The organism is Microbacterium sp. NPDC060117 (genome assembly GCF_042729315.1).
Classification (GTDB): Bacteria; Actinomycetota; Actinomycetes; order Actinomycetales; family Microbacteriaceae; genus Microbacterium.
In genome coordinates this window covers 293,488-315,426 of the sequence record NZ_JBHWXR010000003.1, presented here as the reverse complement: position 1 = coordinate 315,426, position 21,939 = coordinate 293,488, and the positions used below count along the sequence as shown (strand labels likewise).

Here is a 21,939-nt window from a genome sequence, read left to right as displayed (position 1 = left end):
CTCCTTGAGTAGCTGAAGGGATTTGGTTCCCCAGGTCGGCGTTGCGGTGCTGTTGGACGAACACCGCGTCCTTGTGGCATGCTAGGCACACTATATCGTTTTAGTGATGGGATGCCAGCGCCGGCCGGCGATGCACCCGGGACACTTCGAAGGAGAACACGTCCATGAAGATCCGATCGACTATCGCCGTCGGCATCGCCGCGGTCGCGGCGCTCGCTCTCACCTCCTGCACCGGTTCAGGGGCGGCCTCCGGAGGCGGATCCGCCGACGGCGAGATCACCGGCACCGTCACTTTCCAGACCTGGTCGCTGAAGAACGACAAGTTCACGCCGTACTTCGAGAACATCGCCAAGAGCTTCGAGAAGGAGCACCCCGGCGTCACGGTCAAGTGGATCGACCAGCCCGCCGACGGCTACGAGGACAAGATCCTTCAGCAGGCCGAATCGAACGAGCTGCCCGACGTCGTGAACCTGCCGCCGGAGTTCGCGCAGGAGCTCGCCAAGGCCGGTCAGCTCGTCGACCTGAAGAAGGACTCGAAGATCATCGGCGACTACGTCGACGGCGGTGTCGCGGCCTACACCTACGACGGGCTCGAGGGCACGTACGCCTTCCCGTGGTACCTCGGCACCGAGCTGAACTACTGGAACATGGACCTGCTCGGCAAGGCCGGCATCACGGCGCCGCCGAAGACCTTCGACGAGACCCTGGACGCCGCGTCGAAGCTCGGCAAGCTCGGCATCGCGACGCTCTCCGACGTGCCCAGCCCGAAGTCGATGCAGATCGACATCAGCGACCAGGGCAAGACCTACGACTTCGTCAAGGACGGCAAGTTCGTCTTCGACACCCCCGAGGCCGAGGCGATCGTCGAGCGCTACGCCGAGCTCTACAAGGAGGGTGCGGTCAGCCCCGAGGCGCTGCAGAACGCCGGTACGGCCAACGCCAACGTCGACAACTTCAACAAGGGCAGCGTCGCGTGGACGACCGCCGGGCCGAACTACATCGACAAGAACCTCGCCGTGAACTCGCCGGCGCTTCTCCCGTCGGTCAAGGTGACCGGAGGGTTCGGCGAGCCGCCGCTGTTCGTGCAGGGCATCAGCGTCTCCAAGAACGCCAAGAACAAGGCCGCCGCGATCGCGTTCGGCGAGTACGTCACGAACGACGCGAACCAGATCGAGTTCATGAAGCTCGCCGCAGGCTTCTTCCCCGGCACCAAGAAGGCCAACGAGGACCCGTCGGCCTTCGCCGGCACCGCGCAGAACGCCGAGCAGGCCGAGGCGACCAAGTTCGCCGCCGCGCAGATGGACAAGGCCCGCGTGCCCGGTGCCCCCGGCAGCGGATACGTGGACTCCATGGAGAACTACGCCAAGCAGCAGATCGCGCTCGCGATCAAGGGTGACATCTCGGCGAAGGACGCCCTGAAGAAGGCGCAGGACTACGCCGACCAGAACGTGTCCAAGTGACCCGATGAGTGAGGAGGGGGTGAGCAGATGAGAAGACAGCGCTGGTACACGCCGTACCTCCTGGTGCTGCCGGGTGTGGTCTGGGTGGTCGTCTTCGCCCTGTGGCCGTTCCTGAACACGGTGGTGCTCGCCTTCACGGACGCCCGCCCCCTCCGTCCCGTCACGTTCGTCGGGCTGGACAACTTCACCCGCCTGGCGAGCGATGAGCGGTTCGGCTACGCCCTCACCACGTCCCTCGTGTACGTGGTGGTGTGCGTGCCGCTGCTCACGTTCATCCCGCTGCTGCTGGCGCTGCTCGTGCACCGGAAGATCCCGGCGATCGGGTTCTTCCGCACGACGTTCTACTTCCCGGTGATCGCCTCGGCCGTGGTGGTCGCGATCGTGTGGGAGTTCCTGTTCTCCAGCACCGGCACGATCAACTCGGCGCTGAGGTTCTTCGGCCTCGCGGATCGGCCGATCGAGTTCCTCTCCGACCGCTGGCTGCTGATCTTCTGCGCCATCGGGCTGACCGTGTGGAAGGGCCTCGGTTACTACATGGTGGTCTACCTCGCCGCCCTCGGGAACGTGGGGCGCGAGCTGCACGAGGCCGCCGCCATGGACGGCGCGGGAGCCTGGCGCCGGTTCTGGTCGGTGACCGTGCCCGGAGTGCGCGGCCCGATGATGCTCGTCTCGGTGCTCATCTGCGTCGCCGCGATGCGCGTGTTCACCGAGCTCTACATCCTCTCCTCCGGATCCGGCGGGCCCGGAGGGCGGTCGATGAGCATGGTGATGCTCATCCAGTCGATGGGCAAGGGCCTGAACGGGCAGATCGGCTACGCCTCGGCGATCTCGATCGTGCTGTTCCTGCTCACCCTGATCCCGCTGACGGTGGTCGGCATCGCCAACAACGGCGAGATGATCCGCGACGCGCTGGCGGGCCGGCGCACCCGCCGCGACCTGCGAGCGCAGCAGCGCGCCGAGCGCCGCGATGCCAAGGACCGTGCGGAGGTGACGGCATGACTTCCTTCCAGACCCCCGGCAGCGCCGGCGTGATCGAGGAGCAGGCGACGACGGCCCTCCGGTCGACTCCGGAGTCGACCCGAGGCGGCCGCGGCGCCCGTCCGCCGCGCTCGCGCGAGAAGGCGTACCGCACCCGCGGATCCGCCGACATCATGAAGCCCTCGCTGGCCGGGCTGATCGGCAAGTACGTGCTGCTCGTCGTGGTCCTCGGGATCATGGTGTTCCCGTTCCTCTGGCAGCTCTCGACCTCGTTCAAGGGATCCGGCGAGGACATCTACGGATTCCCGCCGAACCTCATCCCGAGCGCGCCCACGCTCGACCACTACGCGGAGGTCTTCCGCACCATCCCGGTGCTCGACTACGCCCGCAACTCGCTGCTGGTCGGCGTCGGCACCGTCATCACCAATGTGATCTTCGCCACACTCGGCGGCTACGCCCTCGGGTGCCTGAAGTTCCGCGGCAAGGGGATCGTCATGGCGATCTTCTTCTCCACGCTCCTGCTGCCCGGCGAGGTCACCCTGACGAGCCAGTACCTGACGGTGAAGTCGCTCGGGCTCGCGAACACCCTGTGGGGCGTGTTCCTGCCCGGCGCGATCGCGGCGATCAACGTGCTGCTCATGGCCGCCGCTTGCCGGATGATCCCCGCCGACACCCTGGACGCTGCCACGATCGACGGCGCCAACACCCTGCAGCGGTTGCGCCATATCGTCTGGCCCAACATCCGCGGCATGGTGTCCGTGGTCGCGCTGTTCGCGTTCATCGGCGCCTGGGACGAGTTCCTCTGGCCGCTGGTGGTGCTGTCGGATCCGGCGAACTACACGCTCACGGTCGGCATGAACTACCTGAACTCGAACTTCGGATCCAACCCCCGCGTGATCGCCGCGGGCACGATGATCGCGCTGGTGCCGATCATCATCCTCTTCGCCGTCCTGCAGAAGCAGTTCTTCAAGGGCGTCGAGGAGGGGAGCGTCAAGGGATGACCCCGGTCCCTGCGCCGGGCCCACGTGTCCCGGAGGCTCCGGGTGGCGGGAAGCGACGGCCGGAGAGGGGCGTGGGGTTCGAAGGGCCGGCCCGTTGGCAGGCGATCCCGCAGCCCACGGCCTTCGAGCCGGCGGGTGGGATGTGGGAGCCGGAGCGGGTGCGGGTGATCGCCGCGAGCCGAGGGCTGCGCCGGGAGGCGGAGCGGCTCGAGGCGGAGCTGCGGATCTTCGGGATCGCGACGGCCGTCGACGTCTCGGATCCGGTGATCCGGCTGAGGCTGAGCGCGCTGGCGCATCGGGACGCCGCCGACGAGTCGTTCGCGGTCGACGTGGACGACGACGTCGTGGTGACCGCGGCCTCCGCGGCCGGCGTGTTCCGCGCCACCCGCCAGCTGCTGCACAACCTGCGCGCGCAGGGCGCGGTTCCGCGAGGAAGGGTGCGATCCGTGCCCGCCGTCGCGGAGCGCGGGCTGCACCTCGACGCGGGGCGCAAGCATTATCCGGCTGCGTGGATCATCGCGCAGCTGCGCGCTGCCGCCGACGTGGGCATCAACGCGTTCCAGTGGCACTTCTCCGAGAACGAGGGGTTCCGGCTGGAGTCGGAGGCCTTTCCGGAGATCGTCTCGGACGAGCGGATCACGCGCGCCGAGGCCGCGGAGATCGTCGAAACCGCCCGTGATCTGCACATCGACCTGATCCCGTCGCTCGACATGCCGGGCCATCTGCGGCACGCACTGGCCGCGCATGCCGAGCTCCGGCTCCCGACCACGCCGGGCCTCGCCACCGATCATGCCCTCGACATCACGCGGGAGGATCCGGTCCGTTTCGCCCTCGCGCTGATCGACGACATGGTTCCGGTGTTCCCGCACAGCACGCGCTGGAACCTCGGCGGCGACGAGTTCGTCGACTTCGACCGCATCGCCGAGTTCCCGGCGCTCGCGACGGCGGCGGCTGAGCGCTACGGTACGGCGGGCACCGGATTCGACCTGCTCACCGCGTTCGTGAACCGCGTCTCCGCGCATCTGGGCGAGCACGGTCTCGAGGCGCGCGCGTGGAACGACGGCCTGCTGCGCAGCGCCGCGGAACGACTGGATCCCGGGGTCGTGCTGACGTGGTGGACGAACTGGAACGCGCACATGCGCCCGGTGGCCGAGGCGGTCGCCGCGGGGCACCGGCTCGTCAACGTCAACGATGCGCTGTTCTACTACGTGCTCGGCGAGAACGCCGGCTACCGCTATCCGACCGCCGCGCGGATCTGGGAGGCGGACTGGCATCCGGGACTCTTCCCGGCCCTCTGGGGGCCGGAGGGACAGAGCACCGTGCGGCAGGAGCTGGAGCGTCCCTATCCCGCGCTGCTGCGCGGGGCGTCGTTCGCGGTGTGGTCGGACCGGCCGGAGGCGCAGACCCCGGCCGAGGTCGCGGAGGGGATCCGCGGGCCGCTGCGCGCGATGGCGGAGCGGTCCTGGAACGCGGGATCCGCTCTGTCGCTGGAGGACTTCGCGGCGCTCGACGTCGCGATCGGGGAAGCCACCCCACTCGAAGAAGAGAGAAGGCACGCATGACACGCATGAAACGCACGACAGCCGCCGTCGGACTCGGCGCGCTCATCGCCGGAATCGCCGTCCTCGGAGCACCGCCCGCCCTCGCCGCGACGGGATCGGCGCCCGTCGGGAACACCTCGCAGTGCTCGGCCGAGCCGCTCACCATGGCGTACTACCGCACCTGGCGCGACGTCACGGTGCCGCAGAGCGCGAACTCGAACCTGCCCGATCCCAACGTCACGCGCATGACGGACCTTCCCCCCGAGGTCGACGTGGCGATGGTGTTCGACGCCGGCGCGACGGCCGACACCGACTACTGGCGCGCCCTGCGTGACGAGTACGTGCCCGCACTGCACGCGCGCGGAACCAGGGTCGCGTACACGCTGTGGATCGACAAGCTCGCGAAGGCGGACATCCCGCTCACGGACCAGGCCTATCGCGACTACGCGCAGAAGCTCGTCGACACGTATGTAACCCCGTACGGGCTGGACGGCATCGACATCGATGTGGAGTCGTATCCGACCGGGGACGACCTGACCAGGGCGATCGGCGTGTTCAACGCTCTCGGCGACATCATCGGCCCGAAATCCGGCTCGGACAAGATCCTCATCTTCGACACCAACCAGAACGGCAGCACCCCGCTGTTCACGGCTGTCTCCTCGAAGGTGTCCTATGTGCTGCTGCAGGCCTACGGCCGTGGCACCGCCGGCATGCAGTCGACATGGAACACCTTCGCCGACAAGATCGCCCCCTGCCAGTTCCTGCCCGGGTTCTCCTTCCCCGAGGAGCAGGACCGCACGCACTGGGGCGACGCCGAGGGGATCTACGACCCGGCGACGGCGCCCGGATCCACGGCCTACAAGTACGCGACCTGGCAGCCGCAGGGCGGCACCAAGGGTGGGTTCTTCGCCTATGCGGTCGACCGCGACGGCAAGGTGTGGGGCGACAACAGCATCACGCCCACGTCCTTCACCTGGATGAAGAACCTCTCGGCCGTGCAGGACGACGCCGCGGGCGTCGCGCCGAAGGCGACCACGGCCGCGCTCGCCGCGGACCGGATCACGATCCGCGGCGTCGGAGCCCCTGGCTCCACGGTGAGCGTGAAGGTCACCGGACCCGGAAGGATCCCGACCGCGGCCTCGACGACCGCAGCGGTCGACGGCAGCTGGACGCTCGTGCTGAACCGCAAGCTGACCGAGCCGCAGACGGCGACGATCACGCAGAAGCTGCCGCACACGGGAGCGTCCGCCCCGACCGCGGTGCGCTTCGTCGGCGACTGACCGTCGTCGGCGCCAGAACGGCGCGGGATCCGGCCCGAGGGGGAGGGGGCCGGGTCCCGGTGCCGTCGACTGAGGACTACCGCGCCGACGACGCCGACACGATCATGATGTGAGATGTCAGGCGGTCGCCTTGGCGGCGGCCTTCATCGCACGCTTGTGCTCTCGGACCTTCGTCAGCGACTCGGGTGAGACGATGTCGGCGACCGAGCGGAACGATCCGTCCTCGCCGTAGGGAGCGGAGGCCTCACGCCAGCCGGCGCCGGTGAAGCCGTACTGCTTGCCGAGCAGGGCGAGGAAGATCCTCGCCTTCTGCTCGCCGAAGCCGGGCAGGGTCTTCAGGCGGCGCAGCACCTCTGCGCCGTCCGGATCCCCCTGGGTCCACAGGTTCGCAGCATCGCCGCCCCAGTCGTCGACGAGTTTCTGGCACAGCGTCTGCACGCGCGCGGCCATCGAGCCGGGGAAGCGGTGCACGGACGGCGTCTGCTTGAACGCGGCGAGGAACTCCTCCGGGTCGTAGGCGGCGATCGCGGCGGCTTCGGTCGCGCCCGTGCGCTGCTCGATCTTGAGCGGACCGGCGAAGGCGGTCTCCATCGCGACCTGCTGATCCAGCAGCATGCCCACGAGCAGGGCGAGCGGGTTGTCGCTGAGCAGGGCGTCGGCGGCGGTGTCTCCGGTGATGTGAAGGGCCATGGATCCAGTCTCGCATCGCCGGTCGATCTCCGAGGAGAAACCTCTTGACATATTCGTCCAGACGAATGCATCATGAATCCATGAGCGAGATCATCGAACGCACCGTCTCCGCCACCCCCCAGCGCGTCTGGGAGCTCTGGACCACTCCCGAGGGCATCTCCCGCTGGTGGGCGCCGGACGGCTTCCGCACCGACGTGACCGCCCTCGATCTGCGCCCCGGCGGCACACTCGAGTACACCATGACCGCGGTCGGGCCGGAGCAGGTGGCCTTCATGGAGCAGAACGGGATGCCGCTGTCCACGGCGTCGCGCAAGCGCTTCACCGAGATCGCAGAGCCGACGCGGCTCGCCTACGCCTCCATCATCGACTTCGTGCCCGGCTACGACGAGTACGAGCAGCTCACCGAGATCGAGCTGCACGCGGCCGAGGACGGCGGCACTCGGGTCGTCATGCGCGTGGAACCCCTGCACGACGAGGTGTGGACGCAGCGCCTGCTCGCAGGCAGGGCGAACGAGCTCGACAACCTCGCCGCTCTCGTCGCCGCGGAATGACCGTGGCTGCATCGTCGCCCGGGGCCGGCGCGCCGTCGGACGAGGCTCCGGGAGCCGGATCCCGCGACCCCCAGCGCGCGTTCGCCGCGATGGGGGAGCCGACCCGCTATCGGATCCTGGAGGTCCTCGCAGGGAGCCCGGCCACCGTGGGCGGGGTCGCGGAAGCGATCGGCGCCCTGCAACCGCAGACCACGAAGCACCTCCAGGCGCTCGAGGGTGCGGGGCTGATCACGATTCACCGGCTCGGTCGACGGCGCGTGGCGAGCCTGAACCGGAGCTCCTTCACGATGCTCGCCGCGCACCTCGGAGAGTGGGCGCAGACCGGCGCGGACGATGACGCGCTGCAGACTTACGAGCAGGCGATCGCGTCGGAGCAGGCGGACCCAGGACAGGACCGGAGCATGTCCCTGGGCGCCGTGATCCCCGGCCCGGTCGACGCGGTGTGGCGTGCGTGGACCGACGCCCGGATCGCGAGCCGGTGGTGGGCGCCGCCGCACTTCGAGGTGCGGGAGCTGGCGATCGCCCCGGAGCCCGGTGCTCCCATCCGCTTCGCGCTCGGCGAGCCGGGCGGGGCGACCTATCGCTCGGAAGGACGCGTGCTCGATGCGGATCCGGGCCGCCGCCTCGTCTTCGCGCTCGCGCCGGTCGACCCGACGGGCGCACCGATGTTCGACGCCGTGCACACGGTCTCGTTGAGCGGTGACGACGCCGCCACGACGGTCGAGCTGCGTATCGAGGCCACCGGGGTGCGGCCGGGCGCGGTCGAGGCGATCGCGGGACTCGAACCCGGCTGGACTCAGCTGCTCGCAGCGCTCGCCGGCCTCTTCGCGGACGGATCCGGTGACGGCGTCGTCCGGCCCTAGTTGATGATCTCGCCGCGCTCGTCAGCGAGGACTGCGGCCAGACGGTCACGCCACTCCTGCAGCGCCTCGGGGCTCAGCCGCGTCCAGTCGTCGACCTCGGCGACCACGCGCAGCGGCTCGGCGCTGCGGTAGGAACGGGTCGGGTTGCCCGGGAACTTCTTGTCGGTCACGTTCGGGTCGTCCTCGAAGGCGCCCGTCGGCTCGACGAGGTACACCCGCGGTGCGCCGTCTCCCGCGGCGAGCTCGGCGGCGAGGCCGGCGCCGTCGCGCAGCGCCGTGAAGTAGATGTGGTTCATCACGATCTCGGGCCGGTAGTTCGACCGGAACCCCGCTGTGAGCAGCTCGCCGGGCTGCAGATCAGCCTTGGTGCCGTGGAAGAAGGGGCCTTCGTCTGTCACGTCGCTCACCGTCTCAGGCTAACCGCGCAGCGGTCAGGCCGTGGCCGCGTCGTCCTGGGGAGCGTTCCGCCCGGCGCCCGCTTCGGCGCTCAGCCCGTACAGCGTCTCGAGGGCGGCGATGAACTCGGATCCGCGACCCTGCGCGGCGAGTTCGTGGGCGCGGCTCGTCGGGGTGTGCAGCAGCACGCCGGCGAGGTGGCGCATCGCCTGCTCGACCTGCCCGCCGTGATCGCCGCGACGGCGGGCGCGCTCGATCTCCGCCTCGAGCAGCTCGAAGATGTGACCGCGCAGCGCGACGACGGCCGGGGTGACGCTCTCGCGGGCGCCGACCTCATGGAACGTCGCGGCGGCCGCGCGCACGATCGACCGCGCGGCGTCGGTGGCCTGCAGCTCCTCGAGCGGCGCGTGCAGGCGGATGGTCTCGAGGTCGAGCAGGGCGATGCCCTCGACCTCGGCGACGTCGGGGGCGACATTGCGCGGCATGCCCAGGTCGACGATCAGCTGCGACGGTGCGGCGCCGGCCGAGAAGCCGTGGCCGGGGACCGGGCAGTCGACCGCCGCGTCGGGCGAAGGCAGCGCCGACAGCGCCGGACCTCGTCCCGCGCGCAGGATCGCGGCGTCCAGCACAGGCAGTTCGGCGCTCGTGCACGTGATCACGATCGTGGCGTGCGCGGCGGCGCGGGCGTACTCGGCCTTGGGCAGGGCGCGGATGCCGTGCTTCGCGGCGAACGCGGCGCCGCGCCCGGAGGGGGAGTGCACGCTGATGTCCTGGGCGCCGCGTTCGCGCAGCGTCGCCAGGGTCACGGCGGCGTACGCGCCGGTGCCGACGAGCAGCACGCGGGCGGCGCTCCAGTCGGCGATGCGGCTGTCGGCCAGCTCGAGGGCGAGACGGACGAGCGAGCGGCCGGCGCGCCCGAGCGCGGTGTCGTTCTTGACCTTGCGCTGCGCCTCGCTGGCGCGCTGGAACAGCCGCTCCAGTTCGGGGGAGGTGGTGCCGTGCTTGCGGGCGGAGGTCAGTGCGCGGCGCACCTGGCCGGCGATCTCGCCCTCGCCCGAGACCACGGACTCGAGTCCGGAGGCGACGGAGAAGAGATGCTCCACCACGCGGGCGCCGGAGTGCACCGACGACGACGCGGTGAGGGTGTCGGCGTCGATGCCGCTGCGCTCCGAGACCGTGCTCAGGATCCGCGCGACGTCGTTCTCGTCGGCCGTGCCGTCGACGTCGACATAGGCCTCGAAACGGTTGCAGGTCGCGAGCACGACGGCGCCCTTGGATCCTTCGGAGAGGGATCCGGCCAGGTCATCCGGGGTGCGACTGAGTCGTTCGAGGAGGTCGAAGGGGGCCGTCTTGTGATTGGCCGTGACGCAGAGCAGCACCCTGGGAGTTTACGCTCCGCGCCCTTTGCGGATCCTGGATGCCGACGCGGAGCGACATGGATCCGGCTGGTCTCGGTCTGTTCGTGTCGCTGATCCGGGGCGTGCCGCGTCGTCTTGGGGCGCGCCATGGCCGGGACTCTCGGCGTACGGCGCCCCACAACGGGAGGAGCCCCGAACCGGCCGCTCGACGGATCCGGCCGATCGACGGATCCCCATTCGCTGCAAAGCAGAGGTCGGGGACAATGGACTCATGCCCCTCAACGACGCCCCCCTGTTGCGCGCCCTCGCCGGAGACCGCCCCGAGACCACCCCGGTGTGGTTCATGCGCCAGGCCGGCCGCTCGCTGCCGGAGTACCGCGACCTGCGGGTCGGCACCCGCATGCTCGACGCCTGCCTCACTCCCGACCTCGCGGCGGAGATCACGCTGCAGCCGGTGCGCCGGCACAAGGTCGACGCGGGCATCTTCTTCAGCGACATCGTGGTGCCGCTGCGCCTCGCCGGCGTCGAGGTCGAGATCGAGCCCGGCCGCGGGCCTGTGTTCGCGGCGCCGGTGCGCACCGCCGCCGACGTCGACCGGATCACGGCGATCGACCCGGACTCGCTGGACACGACGCAGATCGCAGAGGCGGTGCGGCTCGTGGTCGCGGAGCTCGGCGATGCGACGCCGCTGATCGGCTTCGCCGGAGCGCCCTTCACCCTCGCCGCCTACCTTGTCGAGGGTGGGCCGTCGAAGGAGCACCTGCGCGCGCGGGCGATGATGCACACGGATCCGGACTCGTGGAACAGACTCGCGGGCTGGCTCGCGCGTATTTCGCGGACCTTCCTCGACGCGCAGCGCGCGGCGGGCGCGAGTGCCGTGCAGCTCTTCGACTCCTGGGCGGGCTCGCTCAGCCCCGCCGACTACCGCGCCTTCGTCGCCCCGCACTCCGCGGCCGCGGTGGACGGGATCGACGCCCCGGTCATCCACTTCGGCGTCGGCACGGGCCCGTTCCTCGCGGACATGCGCCTGGACGGGCGCGCCGACGCGGTCGGCGTCGACTGGCGCCTGCCACTGGACGAGGCCGTGGCCGTGCTCGGCGACGACGTGACCGTCCAGGGCAACATCGACCCGGCGCTGCTCACCGCGCCCTGGCCCGTGCTCGAGGCGCACGTCCGCGACGTGCTGCGCCGCGGCACCGCCGCCCGTGCGCACATCCTGAACCTCGGCCACGGAGTGCCGCCCGAGACCGACCCCGCCGTGCTCACCCGCATCGTCGAGCTCGTGAACGAGGTGCGTGCGGAGTCCGGCATCGCCGCCGCCGGGGCGGGGCGATGACCGGACCGGATCCGGCGACCTCGCCCGCGACGGAGTCGCCCTCGCCCGCCGTCGAGCCGCACGAGCCCGGCGTCGAGCCGCACGAGCCCGCGCTCGCCGCGAAGGCTGCGAAGCTCCGTGTCGCGGTGATCGGCGGCGGCGTGGCGGGCCTCGTCGCTGCGGAGTCGATCGCCGCGATCGGCGCTCACGCGACGGTGTTCGAGGCGCAGCGCCGCGCCGGGGGTGCCGTGCAGTCGGGCGAGGCCGACGGGCTCGCCTTCGATGCCGGAGCGGAGAGCTTCGCCGTGCGCGGCGGGCATGTGCGCACACTGCTGTCCGACCTCGGTCTCGACGACCGGGTCGTGTCGCCCGAGCCGGGCGGGGCTTGGGTCGCCGGGATCCCCGGTGGTGCGGCTCCACTGCCGAAGGGTGGTCTGCTCGGAATCCCGGCGAACCCCTTCGCCGAGGACGTGCGCCGGGTGATCGGCTGGAACGGCACCTGGCGGGCCTGGCTCGATCGGCTGCTGCCGCCCCTCACGATCGGCCATGACCACAGCCTGGGTCGTCTCGTGCGCAAGAGGATGGGGGCCCGCGTGCTCGACCGCCTCGTGGCCCCGGTCAGCACGGGCGTGTACTCCGCGCACCCCGACGACATCGACGTCGACGCCGCTGCACCGACCCTGAACGCGGCCCTCACCCGCGCCGGCTCGCTCTCCGGTGCGGTCGCCGAGATCACCGGCGCCTCGCGGCGCACTCCCGGCGCCGCGGTGCAGGGCCTTGCGGGCGGCATGTCGGGCCTCGTCGACGCGCTGGTCGCACGCATCGGACTGCTCGGATCCGAGGTGCGCACGGGCGCCCCGGTCCAGGCGCTCGAGCGCGACGACGACGGCTGGATCGTGCAGGTTCCGGTGACCGACCGGCTCGCTTCGGGGTCATTGAGCGAGGACGCCGAAGGCGACCGAGACGAAACGCCGCAACCCGACGGGGACCGCGTTTCGTCTCGCGCCGACTCCGTGGGTGCTCGCGCAACGACCCCGGAAGAAGACGAGCGCTTCGACGCGGTCATCGTCGCCGCCGACGAGTCCACCGCGCGCCGGCTCCTCGGCCCGCACGTTCCGGAGCTCGCCTCGGTCGCCGCCGGAGCCTCCCCTCGCATCGAGATCGTCACACTGGTCCTCGACGCCCCCGAGCTCGCCGCCGCTCCGCGCGGATCCGGAGTCCTCACCGTTCCCGGCACGCACACCGCGAAGGCGCTCACGCACAGCACCGCCAAGTGGGGCTGGCTGCGCGAGCGCGCCGGAACCCGGCAGATCGTGCGGGTGTCGTTCGGCTCCGCCGGCGAGGATCCGGCGACCGCGGTCCTGGACGACGAGGCCGCCGGAGCCCTCGCGCTCGCCGAGGCATCGGCGCTCCTCGGCGTCGAGCTGACCGCCGCGCAGCTGCGCGGCAGTCACCGGGCGCGTTTCGTTCAGGCGCAGCCCTCCGCGGTGTCGGGCGCGGCCGAGCGGCGCACCGCCGCGGCCGCCGCGGTCTCCGCGGTCGCCGGTGTCGGCGCGACCGGGGCATGGCTGAGCGGCACAGGTCTCGCGCAGGTCGTCCCGCACGCGAAGGCCGAGGCGGAGCGGATCCGCCACTCCCTCCTCTGGGGCTGATCCGGGCGGGAACGGCCGTGGTCCGCGGGGTGGAGTGCACAGCGCGACTCATGCGGACCGGGCGAAGTCAACCCTCCTCCCGATAGATGCCGAAAACGGAATACAGGGTTACGCTGGAGATCCGCAGAGACCGCAATCGTGAGGAGACCCCATGAAGGGGAAGATCGGACTTGTCGTCGGACTCGGCGTCGGATACGTGCTGGGGACCCGCGCGGGGCGCGAGCGCTACGAGCAGATCAAGAAGCAGTGGCTCAAGGTGTGGCACCTCGACCCGGTGCAGGCGCAGGTGCACAAGGTGCAGGACTTCGCGAAGGCTCAGGCGGCCGCCGTGCCGCAGGCGCTGTGGACCGGCGCCGTCAAGATCGTCAAGGCGGCCACGTCGGACGGCACCCCGGGCCAGCGCGTGGACTCCACCATCGCGAGCGGCAAGACCGTCGTGGCGGAGGTCAAGCAGGCGGCGGAGGAGACGGTCGCGGCCGCCGAGCAGAGCGCCGCTGCGGGCGAGAGCAAGGCGAAGCCCCGCACTTCCTCGGGCGCGAAGAGCGCGCCGAAGAAGCCGACCGCGGGCGCCTGACATGGCCGGCAACTTCCGGGACCGCGCCGACGACAGCCTGCTGACGCTGCTCGGCGACCTTCCCGACCTCGTCAGCAACCTCGTCAAGGCCGAGATCGACGCGGCCAAGACCTGGATCTCCCGCACCGCGAAGGACGCCGGCATCGGCAGCGTCTGGTTCCTGGTCGCCCTGTTCTTCCTGTTCTGGACGGTGCCCGTCGTCCTGGTGTTCGCGATCGCCGGTCTCTCCTCCTGGTTCCCCGTCTGGCTCTCCGCGATCATCACGTTCGGAATCCTGCTGCTCGCCGTGGTCGTGTTCGCGCTGCTCGGGATCCTGAAGTTCCGCAAGGTGCTGCGCCGGGAGAACCCCGCACAGGCCGTCGCCACCGACGTCCGCATCGTGAAGGAGGCCGGCAATGGCCGTTGACCCGGTGAACATCCCGCGCACGGCCGTGCCCGCAGGGATCGTCGATCCCGTCGCCTCGGCCCGTGCCGAGCTGAAGGCGGCGCTGCTCGCGATCGAGGAGAAGGGCAACGTGCCCCGCCGTCTCGAGAAGGCGACCGTCGAGGGCAAGGTCAGACTGCGCACGTTCGCGCAGCGCAACCCGGCGGGCGCTGTGGCTGCGGCCGTCGGCGTCGCCGCGGTCGTCGGCGGCATCGTCTGGGCCGTCGCCCGCAGCATCTCGCGCTGACCCGCGTCCGACTCGCGCCTGACCCCGCGTCGGATCCGGCGCGCCGGGGCGCTTGTCGCGCACGATCTGCACAGGTTGTGACGATGTGCACACGAATCAGCCGGATCTGCGCGGCGAATCGTCACACCATGTGCTGATCGTCGCACTCGACCGAGCGGATCCGGTGCGGCCACCGAGCTGATCCGGGCGGCGGCAGACCGTCATCCGTCCGCACCTCATAGGCGGAGGGGGCAGACTGGATCCATGGCTGAAGCTGCAGAAACGCCCGTGCTCGCCGCCGACTCCGACGCCTCGCCCCAGGGCTTCACCCTGTGGGCGGTCTGGCGCCGCGACCCCTCCGCTCCCGTCGTCGAGTCCGACGCGACCGAGCTGGAGGACATCGTCCGGCACGTCGAGGACGGCGGGATCACCGTCCGCGGCTTCTACGACGTCTCCGGCCTCAAGGCCGATGCCGACCTCATGGTGTGGCTGCACGGCCCCAACCCCGAGGAGCTGCAGAAGGCCCTTCGTCGCCTGCGTCGCACCGAGCTCCTGCGCACCCTGCTGCCGACCTGGAACGTGATGGGCGTGCACCGCGACGCCGAGTTCAACCGCGCGCACGTCCCCGGCTTCCTTCGCGGCGTCGAGGCGAAGGGCTGGCTCTGCCTCTATCCGTTCGTGCGCACGCCCGAGTGGTACCTGATCGAGGAGGACGAGCGCCGCCGCATGCTCGCCGAGCACGGGCGCAAGGGCGCCGCCTTCCGCGGCGTCATCGCCAACACCGTCGCCGCCTTCGCCCTCGGCGACTACGAGTGGCTGCTGCCGCTCGAAGCGGACGACCCGACCGAGCTCGTCGACCTCATGCGCGACCTGCGCTACACCGACGCGCGCCGCTACGTGAAGGAGGAGGTGCCCTTCTACACGGGGCGCCGACTGCGCCTCGACGAGATCCCCGAGGTGCTGCAGTGACCGCTGCCGCAGACGTCATCCGCCTCGGCACGCGCCGGAGCGCCCTCGCCCAGGCCCAGTCCGGCCATGTCGCGAAGGCGCTGGAGGCCGTCTCGGGACGAAGGGTCGAGCTCGTCCCGATCACGAGCGAGGGCGACACCAACCGGGCGTCCCTCAGTGAGATCGGCGGGCAGGGCGTGTTCGCCACGGCCCTGCGCGACGCGCTGCTCCGCGGCGAATGCGACATCCTCGTGCATTCCCTGAAGGATCTGCCCACGCAGGTGCCGGACGGGCTCGTCATCGCCGCGATCCCGGCCCGCGCCGACGCCCGCGATGTCGCCGTCACCCGCGACGGCACGCCCCTTCACGAGCTGAAGGGCGGATCCGCGATCGGCACCGGATCCCCGCGTCGGATCGCGCAGGTGCATGTGCGCAACCCGCGCCTGCGCACCGTGGACCTGCGCGGCAACGTCGACTCCCGGCTGCAGCGAGTGGCCAAGGGCGAGCTCGACGCGGTGATCCTCGCGGCCGCGGGGCTCAGCAGGCTCGACGGGGATCCCCTCGGAGAGCTGAAGGCGGAGCCCCTCGGCCTCGCGGAGTGGCCCACGGCCCCCGGCCAGGGTGCGCTCGCCGTGGAGACCACCGTCGACGCTCCGGCGGAGCTGCTCGCCGCCCTCGCTCTCCTCGACGATGAGGCCACCCGCATCGCCGTGACCGCCGAACGCGCCGTGCTGGAGGGGCTGGACTCCGGCTGCCAGGCCCCGATGGCCGCGCACGCGGAGCTCATCGGCGGCGACCTGCGCGTGCGGGCCGTCGTCTATGCGCCGCACGACGGCTGGCGGATCGGGCTCGACGTCACAGAGCCCCTGCATCCAGCCTCCGTGAAGGCGGCGGAACCGGGCGAGGAGTATATTCATCCCAACGGCAGTGGCAACGGTGCGGACTCTGCCGATGGTGCAGACCCGATCAGCGCATCACGCGCGATCGGGTTGTCTCTTGCCCATCGGCTGCTCGAACGTGGGGCGGCTGATCTCCTTCCCCGCCCCTGAATCCGATGATGATGACTGAATCGAAGCAAGAGGCCAAGCCGCTCACAGGCTGGCGCGTGCTCGTGCCGCGCGGAGGACCGTGGGGCGACGGCGTCGCCGCCACTCTGCGCGCACAGGGGGCGGTCCCCGTCGTGGCGCCCCTGATCAACTTCGCACCGACGAACGACCAGGCAGCCCTCGACGAGGCCCTCGCGAAGCTCTCGGCGGGCGAGTTCGACTGGCTCACCATCACCAGCGCGACCACGGTCGACGTGCTCTTCGCGCACCGCGCCGAGATCCCCGCCTCCACGAAGATCGCCGCCGTGGGGGAGACCACCGCCGCGGCGCTCGCCGCCGTCGGTTACCACGTCGACCTCGTGCCGGAGGACGACAACTCCGCCGAGGGCATGGCCGGCCAGCTCATCGCGCTCGAGCCCGAGCCGAAGCGGATCCTGACCCTGCGCAGCGAGATCGCGAAGCCGCTGCTCACCAAGTCGCTGATCAAGGCCGGGCACGACGTGTCCAGCGTCGTCGCGTACCGCACCGTCGGCGTGCCGGTCACCGAGCGCATCATGCGCGACGTGCAGAACGGCCGGATCAACGCGATCCTCGTCACCAGCGGCTCCGTCGCCGAGCAGGTGCGCGAGCAGTTCCCGGACATCCCCGACTCGACGCTGTTGGCGGCGATCGGCCCGCGCACGGCCAAGGATGCCAAGAAGGCGGGCCTGCCGATCACCGTGGTCGCCGACAAGCAGACCGTGGACGCGCTCATCGACGCCGTCTCGCAGTTCACCCTTCCGCACGCGGCCGACGAGTTCGCCCCGTGACCGGCGCCTTCTCCGGCAACGCCTCGATGGCCGGCTTCCCCGACGTCCGCCCGCGCCGGCTGCGTCAGTCCGCGGCTGTGCGCTCCCTGGCCCGTGAGACGGACCTGCTTCCGCGGCACCTGGTGCTCCCCGCCTTCGTGCGTGAGGGGCTGACGGATCCGTCCCCGATCGGCTCCATGCCCGGCGTCGTCCAGCACTCGCTCGACTCCCTCCGTCGCGCCGCCGTCGAGGCGGCCGAGGCCGGCGTGCCCGGGATCATGCTCTTCGGCGTGCCGGCCGTGCGCGACGCCGTCGGATCCGGTGCCGATGATCCGGACGGGATCCTCAACGTCGCGACCACCGTGCTGGCCGCCGAGGTCGGCGACGCGCTCGTGGTGCAGACCGACCTCTGCCTGGACGAGTTCACCGACCACGGCCACTGCGGGGTGCTCGCGGCGGACGGATCCGTCGACAACGACGCGACCCTCGAGCGGTACGTCGCGATGGCGCTCGCCCAGGCGCGCGCGGGGTCGCAGCTGCTGGGCCTGAGCGGCATGATGGACGGCCAGGTCGCCGCGGTGCGCCACGCGCTGGACGCCGAGGGCTTCCAGGACGTGCTGCTGCTCGGATACGCGGCGAAGTACGCGAGCGCGTTCTACGGCCCGTTCCGCGAGGCGGTCGACTCGCAGCTGCAGGGCGACCGCCGCACCTATCAGCTCGACCCGGGCAACCGGCGCGAGGGCGTCCGCGAGGCGCTCCTGGATGAAGCCGAGGGCGCCGACATCGTGATGGTGAAGCCCGCGATGGCGTTCCTCGACGTCATGCGCGAGGTGCGTGACGCCGTGCAGGTGCCCGTCTGGGCCTACCAGGTTTCGGGCGAGTACGCGATGATCGAGGCGGCCGCGCAGAACGGCTGGCTCGACCGCGAGCGCACGATCCTCGAGTCGCTACTGTCGATCCGTCGCGCCGGCGCCGACGTGGTGCTCACCTACTGGGCGACCGAGGCCGCCCGCTGGCTCGCCCGCGGCTGAGCCGCCTCGTCCTGCCCTCCGGCGAACGCCGAGCCACCCCTTTCGGCGCGAGCCACCCCCATGCGAACGGGACGCAAGGGGGAGGCTCGCGTGCAAAGGGGTGGCTCGGTGCCGGGCTGCGGGGGAGGCGTCACAGGAGCCTCCGGAAGGGCCAGCGGACGCATCATCGCAGCGGCGGCCACCAGCTCGCGTCCGCACCCGCACTGCCGTCGTAGCCGACTCCGGCTCCGCCAGGCGTGCCGCACGATGCCTCCGACACCGGCTGATCCGCCGACTGCCACCAGGAACCGGCCGTCGCCGTGATCCAGAACGGCGCGTCGCCGTTCGTCGTGAGCCTCAGCTCAGCGCCCTGCGGCCCGCTGGCTGAGATCGCCAACGGCGCCTCCTGATCCCCGGTGACCGTCCACCCGGCATCCGTGAGCGCCTTCGTCAGCGCGTCGTGGTCGAGCTCCAGGCTCGCCGCATGGCGGAACCCGATGCGCAGCCGATACGCGTCCCACCCGAGCCCGTCGTGGTTCAGCGACTCCGCACACGCCTCCTGTGCGTCCCACCCCTGCGGTGCCGCGGCGGCGCGCAGATCGGAGACCACCCGCTGCACGGCGTCGTAGCGCTGCTCCGCGAGCGCGATCTGCTTCTCGGCCGTGCGGGTCGACGCCTGCGCGCGCACTTCGCCGGCGGCATCCCCCTGCATCTGCCCGGTCGCGACACCGATCCCGCCGGCGGTCGCGAGCAGCAACGGCGCCAGTCCGAACCCGGCCCAGCCGAGGCGCTCCCACCGCGGGGCACGCCGGATCGCCACACGGTCCGATGCCAGCACGAGCAGCAGCACCCAGGCCGCGATCCCGCAGACGATCGTCGCGACGAAGACCCAGATGGTGAACACTCCGCCCGCGGGACCGCCGACCAGCTGCTGCAGCAGTGACGGCACCGGCGCAGATTGGGAGGGGGCTGACGCGATCGTGCGATCCGGCATCGCGATCGCGAACGCCACCCAGCTCCACCACAGCAGGATCAGTACCGGCACCTGCCGCGCCGGCGTCGCACTCGCGCCCGCTCGACGCTGAACGGAGCGAGGCAGCGATCCCAGGCCACCTGCCAGAGGGAGGAACAGCGGCGAGGTCAGCACGATGGTGAAGGACAGCTCGCCATGAACGGTGTTCACACGCCAGAGGCAGAACAGGGCCACGCCGATCGGCAGGAGCCAGGTCAGCCACGGCCAGATCCGCCAGGTGGCCCGCTGCAGGGCGGACGTGCGGTGCGGGAGCGCCGGCGGATGCTGCTGCATCCCGTCACGCTAGCCGTGCACCCTGAAGGATCGGCGTCAGCCCCTGAGGTGCTCCGGCTGTTCTGAAGCACGCGAAGTGTGCAGATGGCTCTCCGATGGAGCCGTCTTCGTTTCGAAGCGCGCAAATGGCTCCATCCAGGCGTCGGATCGAGCCATTTGCGCGCTTTGAAACGAGGAGGACCAGCCCACACCAGGGCACAGGATCCTCCGGGAGAATGGATCCATGACCGACCGCAATGACGACCTGTTCGACGCCGCCCGTGCCGTGATCCCCGGCGGGGTGAACTCCCCGGTGCGCGCCTACGGGTCGGTCGGCGGTACGCCGCGGTTCCTCGCGAGCGCGTCCGGCGCCACGGTCACCGACGCGGCCGGCACGACCTACCTCGACCTCGTCGCGTCCTGGGGCCCCGCCCTGCTCGGGCACGCGCACCCCGAGATCGTCGCCGCCGTGCAGGAGGCCGCGACCCGGGGGCTGTCGTTCGGCGCTCCGACCGAGGGCGAGGTCGAGCTCGCTGCCCTCATCGCCGACCGCGTGCGGCACGGCGACGCACGGCCGGTCGAACGGGTGCGCCTGGTCTCCACGGGCACCGAGGCGACCATGACGGCGATCCGGCTCGCGCGCGGCGCGACCGGCCGCGACCTGCTGGTGAAGTTCGCCGGGCACTACCACGGGCACTCGGACGGGCTGCTGGCCGCGGCCGGATCCGGTGTCGCGACCCTCGCCCTGCCCGGATCCGCGGGAGTCCCCGCCCCGATCGCGGCGCAGACGCTCGTCATCGACTACAACTCGCCGGAGGCGCTCGCCGCCGTGTTCGCCGAGCACGGCGACCGGATCGCGGCCGTCATCGTGGAGGCCTCCGCGGCGAACATGGGCGTGGTCGCACCGCAGCCCGGGTTCAACCGGCTCATCGCCGACACCGCGCACGCGCACGGCGCGCTCATGATCCTGGACGAGGTGCTCACCGGGTTCCGCGTGCACCCCGCAGGGTTCTGGGGGCTGCAGCAGGCGGCGGGGGAGGAGTACCTCCCCGACATCATCACGTTCGGCAAGGTCGTCGGCGGCGGCATGCCGCTCGCCGCGCTCGGCGGACGTGCCGAGGTCATGGACCGGCTGGCGCCGACCGGCCCGGTGTATCAGGCCGGAACCCTGAGCGGGAACCCGCTCTCGGTCGCCGCGGGCCTGGCCACGCTGCGCCTCGCGACGCCCGAGGTGTACGCGCGGATCGATGCCGCGGCCGCCCGGCTTTCGGACGCCCTCGACCGCGCCCTGACCGATGCGGGCGTCGTGCACGCGGTGCCGCGCGCCGGCAACCTGTTCGGCGTGGCCTTCGCGCCTGCGGCTCCGCGTGACTACACCGCGGCCCAGGCGCAGCAGGTGTTCCGGTACGCCCCGTTCTTCCACGCGATGCGGGAGCAGGGCGTGGCACTGCCGCCGAGCGTGTTCGAGGCCTGGTTCCTCACGGCTGCGCACGGAGACGCCGAGCTCGCCGCGATCGAGGCGGCACTGCCCGCGGCAGCCGAGGCCGCGGCTCGCGCGACGGCCTGATCGCCGCCCGGGCGACGGGCTGATCGCGGCCCGCGGGAACGGCTGGAGAGTAGCCTGCGTGCCGGCCTTGGCACGACCCGGGGGATGGGCTGACCGCGGTTCGGGCGACGGGCTGACCGCGCTTCGGACGACGGGCTGATCGCGGTTCGGACGACGGGCTGGCCGTGGTTCGGGTGGCGGTCCGTGCAGCCTACCCGACCGCGGGATCCGGATCCGAAGTTCCCACCCCCGCTCGCTGGTCGCCAATCGCCCCTTCGAGCGCGGGGAAGGGGCGATTCGCGACTAGCGAGCGGGGGGGAACCGGCGATTCGCGACCAGCGAACGGGCGACACTGGCGTCGCCGGCCGCAGGCGACGGCGGGGGAGCCGGTTGTCGGTCCTCGCCAGCGGGATCGTTGCCGTCCTGTGAGGTGCCTCTCGGGCGGATCCGGGGCGGCGCTGGCAGACTGGGGTGATGGTGACGCTGCTGCTGGACCGGACCCGCCTCGAGGTGGAGCTCTCTCCGCTCGAGCGCGCCGTGTCATTCCGCCGCGACAACCTGCACATCGCCCGCGAGGCGATCGTCAAGGTGCAGCTCACCGATGACGCCTGGACGTGGCTGCGCGGTGTCGGCAGCCCGGGTACGCACGTGCCGCTCGTGCTCGCGGCCGGCACCTGGAAGTCGGCGAACGGAGACGACTTCGTGCTCATCCGCCGGCACAAGCCCAGCGTCGTGATAGACCTCGAGGGCGCCGAGTTCCAACGCCTCGTCCTCACCACCCGACACGGACTGGCGCTCGCACAGGCGCTGCGGCTCGATGCGACCTCCGAGCTCGCAGAGGTCACGGACATCGCCGCGACCGGTGCAATCCCCGTCGTGGAGCCCGCGGGCAGGTCCGGCCGCAAGCGCAAGCCGGCGATCCGCCCGGCCTGATCGAGGCCCGAATCAGGGCGTGCTTCCGGGCGGAGGGCGCGCGTCGCGAACCCGCCCGAACGCCGAAGCGGCGA

General features: G+C 71.2%; 22 protein-coding genes. 18 read left to right on the top strand and 4 right to left on the bottom strand.

Going from position 1 to position 21,939, the window contains the following annotated elements:
• The first annotated feature begins 164 nt into the window (after positions 1-164).
• The 5 genes from ACFWCK_RS13210 to ACFWCK_RS13190 all read left to right on the top strand — a co-directional run bounded on the left by ACFWCK_RS13210 (position 165) and on the right by ACFWCK_RS13190 (position 6,260).
• Entirely contained in the window at positions 165-1,460 is a 1,296-nt protein-coding gene (locus ACFWCK_RS13210) for an extracellular solute-binding protein (RefSeq protein ID WP_233312671.1), read from the top strand.
• A gap of 27 nt (positions 1,461-1,487) precedes the next feature.
• The gene (locus ACFWCK_RS13205; RefSeq protein ID WP_233312672.1) at positions 1,488-2,459 is read left to right on the top strand and encodes a carbohydrate ABC transporter permease; all 972 of its coding nucleotides are present in this window, start codon (positions 1,488-1,490) and stop codon (positions 2,457-2,459) included.
• Positions 2,456-3,439 carry a carbohydrate ABC transporter permease gene (locus ACFWCK_RS13200; RefSeq protein WP_378806267.1) on the top strand — a complete coding sequence of 328 codons (984 nt, stop codon included), beginning with the start codon at positions 2,456-2,458 and terminating at the stop codon, positions 3,437-3,439. Before ACFWCK_RS13205 ends, ACFWCK_RS13200 begins: the two co-directional genes overlap by 4 nt.
• A 71-nt stretch (positions 3,440-3,510) precedes the next feature.
• On the top strand, positions 3,511-5,001 hold the full coding sequence (locus ACFWCK_RS13195) for a family 20 glycosylhydrolase (RefSeq protein ID WP_378806266.1): 1,491 nt from the start codon (positions 3,511-3,513) through the stop codon (positions 4,999-5,001).
• Positions 4,998-6,260 (top strand): hypothetical protein, encoded by a 1,263-nt coding sequence (locus ACFWCK_RS13190; protein ID WP_378806265.1) that lies wholly within the window; start codon positions 4,998-5,000, stop codon positions 6,258-6,260. The genes ACFWCK_RS13195 and ACFWCK_RS13190 overlap by 4 nt, the downstream gene beginning before the upstream one ends.
• 117 nt (positions 6,261-6,377) lie before the next feature.
• Here ACFWCK_RS13190 and ACFWCK_RS13185 read toward each other — a convergent pair whose 3' ends face one another.
• The gene (locus ACFWCK_RS13185) at positions 6,378-6,950 is read right to left on the bottom strand and encodes an HhH-GPD-type base excision DNA repair protein (RefSeq protein ID WP_378806264.1); all 573 of its coding nucleotides are present in this window, start codon (positions 6,948-6,950) and stop codon (positions 6,378-6,380) included.
• Between the two features lie 80 nt (positions 6,951-7,030).
• Between ACFWCK_RS13185 and ACFWCK_RS13180 the strand changes: the two genes are divergently transcribed.
• Positions 7,031-7,501 carry an SRPBCC domain-containing protein gene (locus ACFWCK_RS13180; RefSeq protein WP_378806263.1) on the top strand — a complete coding sequence of 157 codons (471 nt, stop codon included), beginning with the start codon at positions 7,031-7,033 and terminating at the stop codon, positions 7,499-7,501.
• A 2-nt stretch (positions 7,502-7,503) separates the two neighbouring features.
• The gene (locus ACFWCK_RS13175) at positions 7,504-8,364 is read left to right on the top strand and encodes an SRPBCC domain-containing protein (RefSeq protein ID WP_378806262.1); all 861 of its coding nucleotides are present in this window, start codon (positions 7,504-7,506) and stop codon (positions 8,362-8,364) included.
• On the opposite strand, the gene arr is transcribed toward ACFWCK_RS13175, so the two are convergent.
• Together arr and ACFWCK_RS13165 are read right to left on the bottom strand one after the other, a co-directional pair.
• Positions 8,361-8,771: an NAD(+)--rifampin ADP-ribosyltransferase gene (gene arr / locus ACFWCK_RS13170; RefSeq protein ID WP_233312679.1), complete on the bottom strand. Its 411-nt coding sequence runs from the start codon at positions 8,769-8,771 to the stop codon at positions 8,361-8,363. The genes ACFWCK_RS13175 and arr overlap by 4 nt on opposite strands.
• Positions 8,772-8,795: 24 nt before the next feature.
• Positions 8,796-10,139, bottom strand: coding sequence for a glutamyl-tRNA reductase (locus tag ACFWCK_RS13165; RefSeq protein ID WP_233312680.1), 1,344 nt, complete (start codon positions 10,137-10,139; stop codon positions 8,796-8,798).
• Positions 10,140-10,389: 250 nt separating this feature from the next.
• Between ACFWCK_RS13165 and hemE the strand changes: the two genes are divergently transcribed.
• The 9 genes from hemE (at position 10,390) to hemB (ending at position 18,122) form a co-directional block, all read left to right on the top strand.
• Positions 10,390-11,454 carry a uroporphyrinogen decarboxylase gene (gene hemE / locus ACFWCK_RS13160; protein WP_378806261.1) on the top strand — a complete coding sequence of 355 codons (1,065 nt, stop codon included), beginning with the start codon at positions 10,390-10,392 and terminating at the stop codon, positions 11,452-11,454.
• Entirely contained in the window at positions 11,451-13,085 is a 1,635-nt protein-coding gene (locus ACFWCK_RS13155) for a protoporphyrinogen/coproporphyrinogen oxidase (RefSeq protein ID WP_378806260.1), read from the top strand. The genes hemE and ACFWCK_RS13155 overlap by 4 nt, the downstream gene beginning before the upstream one ends.
• A gap of 151 nt (positions 13,086-13,236) precedes the next feature.
• Entirely contained in the window at positions 13,237-13,659 is a 423-nt protein-coding gene (locus ACFWCK_RS13150) for a hypothetical protein (protein WP_233312683.1), read from the top strand.
• Position 13,660: 1 nt separating this feature from the next.
• Entirely contained in the window at positions 13,661-14,065 is a 405-nt protein-coding gene (locus ACFWCK_RS13145) for a phage holin family protein (RefSeq protein ID WP_233312684.1), read from the top strand.
• Positions 14,055-14,330, top strand: coding sequence for a hypothetical protein (locus ACFWCK_RS13140; protein ID WP_378806259.1), 276 nt, complete (start codon positions 14,055-14,057; stop codon positions 14,328-14,330). Before ACFWCK_RS13145 ends, ACFWCK_RS13140 begins: the two co-directional genes overlap by 11 nt.
• Before the next feature lie 243 nt (positions 14,331-14,573).
• Positions 14,574-15,278: a hydrogen peroxide-dependent heme synthase gene (gene hemQ, locus ACFWCK_RS13135; protein ID WP_378806257.1), complete on the top strand. Its 705-nt coding sequence runs from the start codon at positions 14,574-14,576 to the stop codon at positions 15,276-15,278.
• Entirely contained in the window at positions 15,275-16,306 is a 1,032-nt protein-coding gene (gene hemC / locus ACFWCK_RS13130; protein ID WP_378806256.1) for a hydroxymethylbilane synthase, read from the top strand. Before hemQ ends, hemC begins: the two co-directional genes overlap by 4 nt.
• 11 nt (positions 16,307-16,317) lie before the next feature.
• Complete coding sequence (locus ACFWCK_RS13125) at positions 16,318-17,112, top strand: uroporphyrinogen-III synthase (protein WP_374107846.1); 795 nt, start codon at positions 16,318-16,320, stop codon at positions 17,110-17,112.
• A 26-nt stretch (positions 17,113-17,138) separates the two neighbouring features.
• Positions 17,139-18,122, top strand: a complete 984-nt coding sequence (gene hemB, locus ACFWCK_RS13120) for a porphobilinogen synthase (RefSeq protein ID WP_378806753.1) — start codon at positions 17,139-17,141, stop codon at positions 18,120-18,122.
• A gap of 163 nt (positions 18,123-18,285) precedes the next feature.
• On the opposite strand, the gene ACFWCK_RS13115 is transcribed toward hemB, so the two are convergent.
• Positions 18,286-19,407: a hypothetical protein gene (locus tag ACFWCK_RS13115; protein ID WP_378806255.1), complete on the bottom strand. Its 1,122-nt coding sequence runs from the start codon at positions 19,405-19,407 to the stop codon at positions 18,286-18,288.
• A gap of 223 nt (positions 19,408-19,630) precedes the next feature.
• Between ACFWCK_RS13115 and ACFWCK_RS13110 the strand changes: the two genes are divergently transcribed.
• Positions 19,631-20,953 carry a glutamate-1-semialdehyde 2,1-aminomutase gene (locus ACFWCK_RS13110; RefSeq protein ID WP_378806254.1) on the top strand — a complete coding sequence of 441 codons (1,323 nt, stop codon included), beginning with the start codon at positions 19,631-19,633 and terminating at the stop codon, positions 20,951-20,953.
• Between the two features lie 453 nt (positions 20,954-21,406).
• A complete protein-coding gene (locus tag ACFWCK_RS13105) occupies positions 21,407-21,865 on the top strand; it encodes a hypothetical protein (RefSeq protein ID WP_233312691.1) in 459 nt (152 codons plus the stop codon).
• Positions 21,866-21,939: the final 74 nt, after the last annotated feature.